14 protein-coding genes are annotated in these 12437 nt (G+C 65.7%); 6 read left to right on the top strand and 8 right to left on the bottom strand.

Going from position 1 to position 12437, the window contains the following annotated elements; genetic code table 11:
- The first annotated feature begins 18 nt into the window (after positions 1-18).
- The 4 genes from ASC94_RS29660 (at position 19) to ASC94_RS29645 (ending at position 2384) form a co-directional block, all read left to right on the top strand.
- The gene (locus tag ASC94_RS29660) at positions 19-777 is read left to right on the top strand and encodes a GNAT family N-acetyltransferase (RefSeq protein WP_056404806.1); all 759 of its coding nucleotides are present in this window, start codon (positions 19-21) and stop codon (positions 775-777) included.
- 3 nt (positions 778-780) lie between these two features.
- Positions 781-1272 (top strand): molybdenum cofactor synthesis domain-containing protein, encoded by a 492-nt coding sequence (locus tag ASC94_RS29655; protein ID WP_056404804.1) that lies wholly within the window; start codon positions 781-783, stop codon positions 1270-1272.
- 72 nt (positions 1273-1344) lie between these two features.
- Complete coding sequence (locus ASC94_RS29650) at positions 1345-1815, top strand: nuclear transport factor 2 family protein (RefSeq protein ID WP_056404802.1); 471 nt, start codon at positions 1345-1347, stop codon at positions 1813-1815.
- A gap of 14 nt (positions 1816-1829) precedes the next feature.
- Entirely contained in the window at positions 1830-2384 is a 555-nt protein-coding gene (locus tag ASC94_RS29645) for a TetR/AcrR family transcriptional regulator (RefSeq protein ID WP_056404800.1), read from the top strand.
- A gap of 5 nt (positions 2385-2389) precedes the next feature.
- On the opposite strand, the gene ASC94_RS29640 is transcribed toward ASC94_RS29645, so the two are convergent.
- The 7 genes from ASC94_RS29640 to ASC94_RS29610 form a co-directional block, all read right to left on the bottom strand.
- Entirely contained in the window at positions 2390-3562 is a 1173-nt protein-coding gene (locus ASC94_RS29640; protein WP_056404798.1) for a hypothetical protein, read from the bottom strand.
- Between the two features lie 168 nt (positions 3563-3730).
- The gene (locus ASC94_RS29635; RefSeq protein WP_056404796.1) at positions 3731-4018 is read right to left on the bottom strand and encodes a hypothetical protein; all 288 of its coding nucleotides are present in this window, start codon (positions 4016-4018) and stop codon (positions 3731-3733) included.
- Between the two features lie 173 nt (positions 4019-4191).
- Positions 4192-4869, bottom strand: a complete 678-nt coding sequence (locus ASC94_RS29630) for an ABC transporter ATP-binding protein (protein WP_056404794.1) — start codon at positions 4867-4869, stop codon at positions 4192-4194.
- 22 nt (positions 4870-4891) lie between these two features.
- Positions 4892-5686, bottom strand: a complete 795-nt coding sequence (gene phnE, locus ASC94_RS29625; protein WP_056404792.1) for a phosphonate ABC transporter, permease protein PhnE — start codon at positions 5684-5686, stop codon at positions 4892-4894.
- A complete protein-coding gene (locus ASC94_RS29620; protein ID WP_056404789.1) occupies positions 5683-6528 on the bottom strand; it encodes an ABC transporter permease in 846 nt (281 codons plus the stop codon). Before ASC94_RS29620 ends, phnE begins: the two co-directional genes overlap by 4 nt.
- 24 nt (positions 6529-6552) lie before the next feature.
- Entirely contained in the window at positions 6553-7383 is an 831-nt protein-coding gene (locus ASC94_RS29615; protein WP_056404787.1) for a phosphonate ABC transporter ATP-binding protein, read from the bottom strand.
- A gap of 2 nt (positions 7384-7385) precedes the next feature.
- The gene (locus ASC94_RS29610; protein ID WP_056404784.1) at positions 7386-8252 is read right to left on the bottom strand and encodes a putative selenate ABC transporter substrate-binding protein; all 867 of its coding nucleotides are present in this window, start codon (positions 8250-8252) and stop codon (positions 7386-7388) included.
- A gap of 150 nt (positions 8253-8402) precedes the next feature.
- On the opposite strand from ASC94_RS29610, the gene egtD reads away from it, so the two are divergent.
- Together egtD and egtB are read left to right on the top strand one after the other, a co-directional pair.
- Positions 8403-9404: an L-histidine N(alpha)-methyltransferase gene (egtD, locus tag ASC94_RS29605; protein WP_082616928.1), complete on the top strand. Its 1002-nt coding sequence runs from the start codon at positions 8403-8405 to the stop codon at positions 9402-9404.
- A 15-nt stretch (positions 9405-9419) separates the two neighbouring features.
- Entirely contained in the window at positions 9420-10724 is a 1305-nt protein-coding gene (egtB, locus tag ASC94_RS29600) for an ergothioneine biosynthesis protein EgtB (protein ID WP_056404782.1), read from the top strand.
- Positions 10725-10810: 86 nt separating this feature from the next.
- Here the strand turns inward: egtB and ASC94_RS29595 are convergent, their stop codons facing one another.
- Entirely contained in the window at positions 10811-12388 is a 1578-nt protein-coding gene (locus ASC94_RS29595) for a methyl-accepting chemotaxis protein (RefSeq protein ID WP_056404781.1), read from the bottom strand.
- Between the last annotated feature and the right edge of the window lie 49 nt (positions 12389-12437).

Here is a 12437-nt window from a genome sequence, read left to right as displayed (position 1 = left end):
AACTCACAAGGACGAAGCATGCAACAGCCTATCTTACAGACGGAAATCCGCACTTCCTCCGCCAAGCTGGCGCTCAGCATGGCCAGCACGCCGGAGGAACTGCGCGAAGTGCAGCGCCTGCGCTACAAGGTCTTCATCGAAACGATGGGCCTGACCGCGCTGGCCAGTGAAGACGGGTTGGACAGCGACGAGTTCGACGAGCACTGCGATCACCTGATCGTGCGCGACACCAACACTCTGAGCGTGGTGGGCACCTACCGCCTGCTGAGCGCCTCGCGCGCCCACAAGCTGGGCCGCGTCTACTCCGAAAACGAATTCGACCTCAGCCGCCTGAACAACGTGCGCAACCGCATCGTGGAAGCCGGCCGCGCCTGCATCCACCCGGACTACCGTGGCGGCAGCGTCATCATGCTGCTGTGGTCCGGCCTTGCCGAATACATGCGCCGCGAACGCTGCGACTTCCTGGCCGGTTGCGCCAGTATCAGCCTGGCCGACGGTGGCCACAATGCCGTGGCCGTGTACAACTCCCTGGCCGCCAAGCACATGGCCCCGGCCGAATACCGCGTCACGCCCCACCTGCCTTTCCCCTACAGCAAACTGGAAGCGTCGCAGAACCCGCAAGTGCCGCCGCTGCTCAAGGGCTATATGCGTTCGGGTGCGTGGATCTGCGGCGAACCGGCCTGGGATCCTGACTTCGAAAGCGCCGACCTGTTCCTGCTCATGCCGCTGGCCAACCTGGACAGCCGCTACGCGCGCCACTACGGCGTGGAAGGCTGACACGTGCCCGAAGCAATCAGCCTGCGTTGTGCCGTGCTCAGTGTGAGCAGCCCGCGCGGCACCGGGCGGGACGGAGCAGGGGAACTGCTGGCCGCGCGCGCTGCGGCGGCCGGACACAGCGTGGTGCGGCGCGTCTGCGTGGGCGACGACGTGGGCGCGGTGCGGCGGGTGCTGAGCGACTGCATCGCCGATCCGGAGATCCAGGTGGTCCTCAGCTCGGGCGGCAGCGGTTTCGTGCGGCGCAACGCGGTGCCGGAGGCGGCAGCGGGCCTGCTGGAACAGGAAATACGCGGCTTCGGCGACCTGCTGCAGCACCTTGCCTACAGCGCTGTCGGCAGCACCATCGTGCAATCGCGCGCGCTGGCCGGCTACGCCAACGGCACGCTGATCTTTTGCCTGCCCGGCGTGGTGGGCGCTTGCGCGCTGGCCTGGGACCGCATCATCAGCGCGCAGCTTGCGGCGCCGCCGCGCAAAAACTGCTTGCAGCCGGCCTGAACCCCGACTATAGTAATTGTACTGATCGGTACATACCGTACCGATCGGAACAACTTCGTCGAAAGGTCCGCCATGTCCACCCGTCCTCCGCTGCCGCCGTTCACCCTTGAAACCGCCACCGAAAAAGTGCGCCTTGCCGAAAACGGCTGGAACACCCGTGACGCCGAAAAGGTCGCGCTGGCCTATACCGAAGACAGTTGGTGGCGCAACCGTGGCGAGTTCGTCCAGGGCCGGGCAGCCATCGTCGGCCTGCTCAAGCGCAAATGGACGCGCGAACTGGACTACCGTTTGGTGAAAGAATTATGGGCCCACGACGGCGCCCGCATTGCCGTGCGCTTCGCCTACGAATACCATGACGACTCCGGACAGTGGTTCCGCGCCTACGGCAACGAAAACTGGGAATTCGACGAGCACGGCCTGATGCACCACCGCCACGCCAGCATCAACGAGACGCCGATCAGGGAGTCCGAGCGCAAGCTGCTGTGGGACGCCAGCGGCCCGCGTCCGGCGGATTATCCCGGCCTGACCGAACTGGGTTTTTGACTTAAAGGAATGCAATGGCAAGAGTGATCGCAGAGCGCGCCGACGTGGTGCCACTGCTGGCGGAAGTGTTTCGCACCTACGGTTTTGAAGGGGCCAGCCTGGCCCGGATTACCGAAGGCACGCGGCTGGGAAAGGGCAGCATCTATAACTTTTTCCCCGGCGGCAAGGAAGAAATGGCGGACGCCGTGCTGGGTGAGATCGACGCCTGGTTCCGCCGGCAGGTATTCGCGCCATTGCACGACAGCGCCGACGCAGCCGCCGGCATTGCCCACATGTTCGAGCAGGTGGAACGCTACTTCCTGAGCGGGCGCAAGGTCTGCCTGGTCGGCGTATTCGCCCTCGGCAACGAGCGCGACCGTTTTGCGGTCAAGGTGCGCGACTACTTCGCCGCCTGGATAGACGCGCTAGCCGGCGCGCTGAGGCGTTCCGGAAAAAGCAGTGCGGAGGCGGCGGCCCTGGCCGGAGAAGTGGTGGCCGGCATCCAGGGCGCGCTGGTCCTGGCGCGCGCCTTCGACCGGCAGGACGTGTTCATCTCAACGCTGCAACGCCTGCGCGACCGGGTGAAGTGATCGGCTCAGGCGCGCGGGCCGGCACGCAGCGCCCGTTCGGCCAGCCACGTGGAGATGGACTGCCGGGAAATTTCCAGCAGCAGGGCGTAGGTCGGCAGCATCAGTTCTTCGAAGTCGTCGGTGTAGGTCTGATGGAAGTAGCGGACGAAGCCGGGGTTGGGGTCCCAGTGCGGCGGCTGTTTACCCCGATGCACGTAGTAGGACCTGATCTCGTAGACGTCCTTCAGCATCGACTCGATTTCCGCCCGGCCGAGCTCGTGCGGCTGGGGCTCCGTCGTGTCCACCAGCGTATCCTCCTCACGGTCTTCTTCCGGGGATTGTTCGTTGTGGACGTCAAGGAAGTTCTGCAGGGGAGCTTGTACCAGGGCCGACCAGCCCTCGTATGGCGCATATTTCAGCACGAAGGCGACGAAGCGCGCCTGTAGGTAGCCGTTCTGGCCCCGGGCTTCGCGGTAGAGGCGCAGCAGCTCGGCAAACGCAGGGTCGTTCCTGGCCTTCTCATCCCATTCATGCGCTGGCTCTGCCGGTTTCACCTTGTCGCGCTTGATGGCAACTTGTGCCACGGATTCGATCGCGGCGGCAAGCAGGGTATAGCCCAGCCCGAAGTCGTCGCGCTTGTTGCTCAGCGATAGCTGAACCAGGCGTATGGCCTGGATGGCCAGCAGATACGTTTTATCGTCGACCGCCAGCAGCTGGCGTATCAGGTCTGCCGTTTTGCGCTGGTATGCAGCCTGCGCAGCTTCGGTACGTTTGCCATCGCTAGAGTACGGCTCGAAAACAGGGTGCGCCAGCGCCGCTTTCAGGAAATCCTGGGCGGTGCGCGGCGCGCTTCCGGTCAGGAAGTCGTTGCGGGGAGACTTGCACGTGGTGCCCGTGCAAAACGAAACGATGGCCGCCAGGACAGTGCCGAGCCGGTGCGCATCGGCCCGCGGCTGGGGAAAACGGACAATGGAGAGGTAGGCTTTGAAGTCGGGCGCTAATTGTATTGGCACGCTGGGCAGGATGGTGCAGATGCCCAATTCCCACGTTTGCGTGAGCTGGAATTCGGTCAGCAGACAGGCCCACGCGGGCTGTGCGGCGTTGGGCGCAGACTCGGGCTCCGCCGGGTAGGGCGAGCGCAGCGCTTCGATGCACTGGCTGAACAATATGTGGTCATCGTTGACCGGGTCTTGCGGCATGATGGCATCAGGGATTTCGACGTGGAAATTCTACCCGGATTTGCCGATATTAACGAATGGAAATAAATTTGGGATGGGCAAACAGGAGGGGTAACAGCGGGGATTGGGCTGTTGATTGGCGCCGGAGACCGCAATGCCGGCGCCTGGCATTGCACGACGGGAGCGGCGTCAGTGCATCGAGGCAGTCGATAGATCTTTCAGCTCGCGTATGCTCAATTCCGATTTCTCGTGCATGCGCAGCAGAATGGTTGCTCCTACCGCCAGCTTTCGGTGGCGGATCTTGCTGATGATGGGGGGCTGCACTTCAAGGACGCGGCACAGTTCGGCGTCATTTTTCAGGTGCATTTTCTCAATCAGCGTATCGAGCAGTTTGTTGGGAACAAAGCTGGAGGGTTCCAAGGCCCTTGCCCGATTCATTGCTTCGATCAGTTCGAGTTTTTTTTGCCGCACGCTCATTTTTTCCTCCTTAGTTAAAAAACGTGGATAGATTGGCGTCTCCTGGCTTGTGTTTTACCGCCCAAACGGCGTAAACATGGCGGATCAACTCAACTATTAATAACCAAGCAAGTTGTATGTATGATACTGCAACGGTAGATTATTGGTAGGTCTAGGACAAAAAAAAATCTTGTTTATTGCGCAAACGGGTTGACGGATGTTGCTTCTTGTAGTCCCGAGCTGGTCAGAATAAGGGTGCGGTCGGCCATCGCGGCAGCGGCGTGGGAGTGGGTGACCATGATGGTGCAGGCGCCGCTCGCCTTGATTTCATTGCGCAGCAGCAAGAGTACGCCGTGCGCGGTGTCCGGATCGAGGTTGCCCGTGGGTTCATCGGCCAGCACCAGGCCGGGGCGATGTACCAGCGCGCGCGCGATTGCCACGCGCTGCAGCTGGCCGCCGGACAGCTGGTGCGGATAATCGCCGCCGCGCCCTTGCAGGCCGACCGCGTCCAGCATCTCCAGCGCGCGCTGCTGCGGCTGGCCGTTCAGCAGCAGCGGCAACGCCACGTTCTGCAGCAAGGTCAGGTGCGGCAGCACGTGGAAGGCCTGGAAGATGAAGCCCATTTTCCGGCGCCGCAGGCGGGTGGCGGCGTCGTCGTCCAGCGCGGACATGGCCACGCCATCGAGCAGGATGGGCGGCTCGCCGGCCGGATTCGGCTGGTCCAGCCCGGCGATCAGGTTCAGCAGCGTGGACTTGCCCACGCCCGATTCCCCCATGATGGCGACGAACTCGCCGGCCTGGAAGTTCCAGTTCAGATTGGCCAGTACGGGCCGGCCGGCATAGGTCTTGGACAGGTTGCGCAGGACGAGCATGGATTCCTTGACGGGGTAAGCCTTAACGGGTGAGCGCGCGCCGCGTGGCGAAACTGGCGGCATCCACCAGCGCCACCAGCAGCAGCATGGCAATGATGACGGTGGCGGCCGCCTGCATCTGGAACAGCGACAAATGGTATTTCAGCATTTGCCCCAGTCCGCCGGCGCCCACCACGCCGAGGATGGCGGCGGCGCGGATATTGTTCTCCCACCGGTACAGGGTGTAGGACAGCATCTGCGGCAGCGTTTGCGGCAAGGTGGCGTAGAAAAAGGCGGCCATCGGCGAGACGCCGTTGGTGCGCAGGCTCTGCTCCGGCAGCGGCGCGGCGTTTTCCAGCGCGTCCGCGAACAGCCGCCCCAGCACGCCGGCCGTGTGCGCGGCCAGCGCCAGGGTGCCGGCGAAGGGTCCCAGGCCGGCGGCGATCATCAGGATGGACGCCCACACCAGTTCCGGCACCGAGCGCAGCACGTTGAGCATTACGCGCACGGCGGCGCGCGCCGGGCGGCCGAAGCGGCCGGCGCCGGGCAGTGCGAGCAGCAGGCCGCCGGCCACCGCCAGCAGGGTGCCGAGGGCGGACATGGCCAGCGTTTCCAGCGTGGCGTTGGCGGTCTTGAGCAGGAAAGGCGTGGCCAGCTCCGGCGGCGCGAAGCCGGCCAGGAATTCGCTGCTGCTGCGCACCGCGTCGGCGCTGAACAGGGCCGACCACTTGAGTGGCAGCGTGGCGAAGCTGGCCGCGACCAGCACCGCCAGGGCCAGCGCCATCAGCCAGCCGGACCAGGAGCGCGGCGGCGGGGCGGGGATCTTCAAGCTGGTCATCCGAGGCGCCTCCGCAGGTATTTCGACACCACGTCGGCGGCCGCCACCAGCAGCACGAACACCAGCAGCATGGAGGATACTTCGCCGCCGGACAGCATCTTCATCGATTCGTCCATGCGCTGACCCAGGCCGCCGGCGCCGACAAAACCCATCACCACCGAGCCGCGGATCGCGCACTCCCAGCGGTACACGGTGTAGGACACCAGCTCGGAGGCCGCCTCCGGCAGCGCCCCGTACAGCAGCGCGGACAGCCTGCCGCTGCCGTTGGCCAGCAGCGTGTCCGCCGCGTGGGCTTCGGACGATTCCAGGATTTCGGCATATACCTTGCCCAGCATGCCGCAGTAGGTGAGGGCGATGGCCAGCACGCCCGCCGTCGGCCCGAGGCCGACGATGCGCACGAACAGCAGCGCCCACACCAGTTCCGGCACGCTGCGCAGCAGGATCAGCAGCCAGCGCACGGCCTGGCGCAGCAGGCGCGAAGGCAATGCCATGCGGCCGCTGCCCAGGCGGGAAATGGACAGGCGCTCGGTCACCAGCAGGGTGGCGGGGATGGCGCCGAGCAGCGCGAGCGTGAGGCCGGCGGTGGCGATGGCGATGGTGAGCCAGGTTTCGCGCAGCAGCATGGCCAGGAATTCGGGGTCGTGCGCGGGCGGCACGAAGCCGGCCAGGAAGCGGCCGGTGGCGGTCAGGCTTTGCCAGTCGAACAGCAGCGAGGGCTTGAATTCGCTGGCCACGACCATCGGCCACAGCACGATCAGGGCCAGCACGGCCAGCGTCACCCGGCCGCGCCAGGCGGGGTCGGGGTGGCGCTCGGAATAGGGTACAGCGGGAATATTGCGCATACGGGCGGGGGAGGGTATCAGGCCTTAGAGGCAGGCGCCGATGGCCAGCTTTTCCGGCGATTCGTGCACCGACGGCGCATTGGCCGGCGGCTGCTCGCCCAGGTACAGTTCGGCGATCATCGCCTCGGTCACCTGCTCGCGCGGCAGGTCGAAGGCGATGCGGCCTTGTTTCAGTGCCACGATGCGGGTGAAGTTGGCCAGCGCCAGGTCCACCTGGTGCAAGCTGCACACCAGGGCGGCGCCGCGCTCGCGCGCTTCCTGCTGCAGGGTGGCCAGGGTGAGCTGCGACAGGGCGGGATCGAGCGCGGACAGCGGCTCGTCCACCAGCAGCGCCTGCGCGTCCGACAGCATCAGCCGCGCCAGGCCGCAGCGCTGGCGCTCGCCGCCGGACAGGCGGTCCACGCGGCTGTACAGCTTCTCGCCCAGGTTGAAGCGCGCCAGCGCGCGGTAGGCCGCTTCGGGATCGACCGGCTTGACCAGCGAGCGCAGCGCCGTCCACAGGCTCCAGTGCGGCAGGCGCGCGGCCAGCACCGCCGTCACCACGCGCTGGCGCGGCGGCAGCGGCGGCGTCTGCGGCGCCAGGAACAGGCGCGCGCGCAGCCGGTGCCGGGCGCCGTTGTCCAGCGCCCACGGGTCCACGCCGAAGGCCGTGTAGCGGCCGCTGTCGTCCGACTGCGGCTGGTGGTTGCACGCCAGCGTGGCCAGCAGCGTGGTCTTGCCGGCGCCGGAGGGCCCGATCAGCGCAAGCTGCTCGCCTGGCGCAATGGCCAGGTCGATGGCGTGCAGCGCGGGCGCGCTGGCGGCGCCGTGATGGCGCACCGTCAGGCGCTCGAGCAGGTACAGGGGAGATGCCATTGTTACTTCTTCAGCAGGCCCGCGTTGACGGCAGCCGCTTCGATGGCGGTGTAGTTCTCGGCCTTGGTCGGAATGAACCTGGAAGCGCGCTGCAGGTCCAGGATGGCCTTGTCTTCAGGCTTGGACGGGTCCAGCGCCAGGAAGGCTTCGGTGATCTTTTTCTTCATTTCAGCCGGCATGTCGGCGCGCACGGTCCAGTTGTAGTCGTAGTAGCCGGGGGTGGTGTAGAACACGCGCACGGCGCTCGGGTCGACCTTCTTCTCGGCCACCAGCTTTTCCCACACTGAGATGTTCAGGGCGCCCGCGTCCACCTTGCCGCCGGCTACCGCCGCCACGGTGGCGTCGTGCGCGCCGGAGAAGGCGATGCGCTTCATGTCGGTGTCCGGGTTGATCTTGGCCGCCAGCAGGAAGGAGCGCGGCATCAGGTGGCCGGAGGTGGAGGACTCGGAACCGAAGCTCAGGGTCTTGCCTTTCAGGTCATCGAGCTTGGTGATGGCCTTGTTGGTGGTGACGAACACGGAACGGAATTTCTCGTCCTCGGCGCGCTGCACCAGCGGCACCACCTGGCCCTTGCTGCGGTCCTTGGCCTGCACGAAGGTGAAGCCGCCGAACCACACCATGTCCAGCTTGTGGTTGATCAGGCCCTCCACCGAGGCGGCGTAGTCGGTCACCGGGGTGAACTCGACCTTCATGTTCAGTTTCTTCTCCAGGTACTCGCCCAGCGGCTTGAACTTGCGCTGCAGTTCGGTCGGCGCTTCGTCGGGAATGGCGGACACGCGCAGCACCTGCTGGGCGGACGCTTGCACGGCGGCGAACACCAGGCCGGCGGCCATCAGGGATTTGACGAGCTTCAGAGGAGAAAATTTCATTGAGAACCTTAATTGTTGATTGTTAAGTAGCTAACGCAAGAATGCACGGCAGTGCTGCTGCGGCGCTGGGAATGTGATATTCAGCTATGATAGCAAAACTGTCATCGGCAGCAGGCCCGGTGATGGCCGACCAACTTGACTGAGCACATTATGCCTATGTCCCGTACTGCGGCGATCCGCGTGATTTCGCCTGATGTTTCCAGCCGTTCAGCCAGCGTTCCGCATGGCAGCCCAGCCGCCATCGCGGAAATCAGCACCGGCTTGCTGGCGGAGCGGGCTTACACCTCGCCCAAGTATCTGTATGACAGCCTTGGCTCCAAGCTGTTTGAAGCGATATGCGAGCTGCCCGAATACTATCCCACGCGCACCGAAGCGTCCATCTTTGAGCGCTACGGCGCCGAGATTGCGCAGGCGGTGGGCCTGGGTTCCACGCTGATCGACCTGGGGGCGGGCAACTGCGCCAAGGCGGCCAGCCTGTTCCCGCTGCTGCATCCCACGCAGTATGTGCCGGTCGACATATCGCGCGACTTCCTGCTGGAGGCGGTCAGCCGGCTGCAGCAGCGTTTCCCGCACATTGAAATGACGCCGCTGGGGCTGGATTTTTCGCGCAGCTTCCATCTGCCGGTCAGTGTGCGGCCAGGCAAGCGCGTGTTCTTTTATCCAGGTTCATCAATTGGCAACTTTGCGCCGCACGAGGCGATCGCCTTCCTGCGCCGCATGCGCGCCAACGAACAGGGCGACGGCGGCCTGTTAATCGGCGTGGACCTGATCAAGGACGGCGCGGTGCTGGATGCGGCCTATGACGACGCGATCGGCGTGACGGCGTCGTTCAACCTGAACATGCTGCGCCACCTGAACCACCTGATCGGCGCCGACTTCGACGTGACGCAATGGCAGCACCGGGCGTTCTTCAACGCCGAGGAGAGCAGGGTGGAGATGCATCTGGAAGCGCGCGAGGCTGTTACCGTGAGCTGGCAGGGCTATGAGCGGCATTTTGTGCGCGGTGAGCGCATCCACACGGAAGACAGCTACAAATACACCCGGCGCAGCTTCATCGACCTGCTGCAGGAGGCTGGATTCGCCGCCACGCGCACCTGGACCGACGATGCCGAATGGTTCGCGGTGCTGCATGCCCGCGCCATCGGCGACTGACAGGGTGAGCCAGCCATGCAGATGACCGACCCCGCGCACTGGATTGCGCGCTACAACACGGTGCGCGAGCGTTCGCTGGCGCTGACCGAGCCCTTGTCGGACGAGGACTGCGGCGCGCAGTCGATGCCGGACGCCAGTCCTGTCAAATGGCACCTGGCGCACACCACGTGGTTCTTCGAGACCTTCATCCTGGAGCGCATGGAGGCGGATTTTGCGCCTTTCCATCCGGCGTTCCGCGTGCTGTTCAATTCCTATTACAACGGCATCGGCGAGAAGCATCCGCGCCCGCAGCGCGGCCTGCTCACGCGGCCTGCGCTGACGGAGGTGAAGGCCTACCGCGCCAACGTCGACGCGCGCATGGCGCGCCTGTTCAGCGGCGAGCTGCCGGCGCCGCAACGCGAACAGCTGGCAATGCTGGTCACGCTGGGGCTGGAGCATGAGCAGCAGCACCAGGAATTGATGCTGACCGATGTGAAGCATTTGCTGGCGCAGAATCCCTTGCACCCGGCTTATGCCGTGCCCGCGGTGCACACCGCGCGCCCGGCGGCGCCGGCCGCCGGGCCGTCCGCCCCGGACGGCGCGCACCAGGAATGGATCGCGTTCGACGGCGGCTTGACGGAAATCGGCCATGGCGGCGACGGTTTCTGCTTCGACAACGAGCTGCCGCGCCACCGCCAGTATGTGGCGCCGTTTGCGCTGGCGCCGCGCCTGGTGACCAATGGCGAGTACCTGGCCTTCATCGAGGCGGGCGGCTATGAAACGCCGTCGCTGTGGCTGGCCGAGGGCTGGGACTGGGTCTGCGCGCAGGGCCTGCGCAAGCCGATGTACTGGCTGCGCGCCGAAGACGGGCAGTGGTCGGAGTTCACGCTGCATGGCATGCAGCCGCTCGACCTGCAGGGGCCGGCCACGCATCTGTCGCTGTTCGAGGCGGACGCTTACGCGCACTGGCGCGGCGCGCGGCTGCCTACGGAAGGCGAGTGGGAATTCGCGGCGCAGCAGCTGGTCGTGGAGACCGGCGGGCTGCATCCGGCGCCGGCGCCTGCATCTGCGGCGGCCTCTGCGGCTGCGGGCTCGGGCGGACTGCTGCAGATGTTCGGGCACTGCTGGCAGTGGACCAGCAGCAGCTACGCGCCGTATCCCGGCTACGAGACGGCGCCCGGCGCGCTGGGGGAATACAACGGCAAGTTCATGCTGAACCAGTACGTGCTGCGCGGTTCGTCCTGCGCCACGCCGGCGGGGCACGCGCGCGCGAGTTACCGCAATTTCTTCCCTGCGGGGGCGCGCTGGCAGTTTACGGGGATACGGCTGGCAAGGCGATAACTGCGCTTGCGGCCGGGCTGGCGCGTTACGCCGTAGGCTCGGCGCTTCCGGCTCGACGCCACCCGGCTCTGCGCCCCGGTCACCCCCTACGCGGCGCGCAGCCTCGCTTGCGCGGGCTTGTCGCCAAGCCGGAACTGGCTGACCACTTCCTGCAGGGCGCCGGCCTGGTCGTGCATGGCCGATGCGGCGGCGGCGGCTTCCTCCACCAGCGCGGCGTTCTGCTGGGTGGACTGGTCGATCTGGCCGATGGCCATGTTGATCTGCTCGATGCCATCGGTCTGCTCGCGGTTGGCCCGCGTGATTTCCTCCACCATCTGGCTCACGCGCTGCACGCTGATCACCACATCGTCCATGGTGCTGCCGGCCTGCTGCACCAGCCGCGCGCCGGCGTCCACCTTGTCCACCGAATCGCCGATCAGCTGCTTGATTTCCTTGGCCGCGCTGGCCGAACGCTGGGCCAGGGTGCGCACTTCCGAGGCCACCACCGCGAAACCGCGCCCCTGTTCGCCCGCGCGGGCCGCTTCCACCGCCGCGTTCAGCGCCAGGATATTGGTCTGGAAGGCGATGCCGTCGATGACGCCGACAATGTCCGCAATCTTGCGCGATGAGGCGTTGATGGAGTCCATGGTGTCCACCACCTGCGCCACCACGCTGCCGCCGCGCTGCGCCACCGCAGACGCGCTTTGCGCCAGCGCATTGGCCTGGCGCGCGTTGTCGCTGTTCTGGCGCACGGTGGTGGTCATCTCGATCATGGAGGACGCGGTCTGCTCCAGCGCGCTGGCCTGCGCTTCGGTGCGCGCGGACAGGTCCATATTGCCGCTGGCGATCTGGCCGGAGGCGCTGGCGATGGCGCCGGTTCCGCTGCGCACCTGGCCGACGATGCGCGCCAGGCTGGCGTTCATGTCCGCCAGCGCATCGAGCAGCTGGCCCGCTTCGCAGCGGGTGCCGGAGGCGATATGGCTGGTCAGGTCGCCTGCGGCGACGGCGCGCGCCACGTGCAGCGCGTGGCCTATCGGGGTGGTGATGGAGCGCGTGACGCGCCATGCGAAGGCCGCGCCCAGCAGCAGCGCCAGCACGCCCAGGGCCGCCATCATGCGGCCCGCAGCGCCGATGTTGTCCTGCACCTGCGCGCCGTGCGCGGTGACGATGCCGCGCTGCAGATCGTTCAGTTGCTTGATTTTATCCTGCAAGCCGGCCAGCACCGGCAGCGTTTCGCTGGACATGAGCTGCGCCGCCGCATCGCGCTGGCCTGCCGCGATCAGCTTGTTCACCTTGCTGAAGGATTGCACGTACTGCGCCCGCTGCGCGCGGATGGACGCCAGCAGGGCTTTGCCTTCGGGCAGGACCACCAGCCTGTCCAGCACTTCCAGCGCTTCGGAAATGGTCTTTTTGTTGGCGTCGATGCTGGCGTGGATGCGCGCCTGGGCGGTGCTGTCGGTGACGATAAACAGTTCCAGCACCAGTGCCGAGTTGGCGCGGGTGGTGGCGGCAATGAGGGCGGCGGCATCGGCCTTGCGCCAGTCCTGGTTCACCATGCCGGCATTAAGCTCGCCGATTTGCCCCAGCCGCTGCAGCCCCAGCCCGATCAGCACCACCATCATCAGCAGCACCGTGCCAAAGCCCAGCGCAAGCCGGGTGCCGATCTTCAAATTCGCCATTTTCATGCCGCCTCCGCTTGTTGCAATACGATAAAAGTATAGCAACAATGCGGCA

This window comes from Massilia sp. Root418, assembly GCF_001425265.1.
In the GTDB taxonomy this organism is placed as follows: domain Bacteria; phylum Pseudomonadota; class Gammaproteobacteria; order Burkholderiales; family Burkholderiaceae_D; genus Rugamonas.
The sequence above is the reverse complement of the archived record's forward strand: the minus strand, read 5'-3'. Positions and strand labels throughout refer to the sequence as shown.

Coding starts and splice junctions, on each gene's coding strand:
- ASC94_RS29640 (WP_056404798.1), bottom strand. CDS start 3,562: ATGCCGCAAGACCCGGTCAACGATGACCACATATTGTTCAGCCAGTGC.
- ASC94_RS29610 (WP_056404784.1), bottom strand. CDS start 8,252: ATGAAATTTTCTCCTCTGAAGCTCGTCAAATCCCTGATGGCCGCCGGC.
- phnE (WP_056404792.1), bottom strand. CDS start 5,686: ATGACCAGCTTGAAGATCCCCGCCCCGCCGCCGCGCTCCTGGTCCGGC.
- ASC94_RS29595 (WP_056404781.1), bottom strand. CDS start 12,388: ATGAAAATGGCGAATTTGAAGATCGGCACCCGGCTTGCGCTGGGCTTT.
- ASC94_RS29645 (WP_056404800.1), top strand. CDS start 1,830: ATGGCAAGAGTGATCGCAGAGCGCGCCGACGTGGTGCCACTGCTGGCG.
- ASC94_RS29660 (WP_056404806.1), top strand. CDS start 19: ATGCAACAGCCTATCTTACAGACGGAAATCCGCACTTCCTCCGCCAAG.
- ASC94_RS29650 (WP_056404802.1), top strand. CDS start 1,345: ATGTCCACCCGTCCTCCGCTGCCGCCGTTCACCCTTGAAACCGCCACC.
- ASC94_RS29630 (WP_056404794.1), bottom strand. CDS start 4,869: ATGCTCGTCCTGCGCAACCTGTCCAAGACCTATGCCGGCCGGCCCGTA.
- egtD (WP_082616928.1), top strand. CDS start 8,403: ATGCCTATGTCCCGTACTGCGGCGATCCGCGTGATTTCGCCTGATGTT.
- egtB (WP_056404782.1), top strand. CDS start 9,420: ATGCAGATGACCGACCCCGCGCACTGGATTGCGCGCTACAACACGGTG.
- ASC94_RS29620 (WP_056404789.1), bottom strand. CDS start 6,528: ATGCGCAATATTCCCGCTGTACCCTATTCCGAGCGCCACCCCGACCCC.
- ASC94_RS29615 (WP_056404787.1), bottom strand. CDS start 7,383: ATGGCATCTCCCCTGTACCTGCTCGAGCGCCTGACGGTGCGCCATCAC.
- ASC94_RS29635 (WP_056404796.1), bottom strand. CDS start 4,018: ATGAGCGTGCGGCAAAAAAAACTCGAACTGATCGAAGCAATGAATCGG.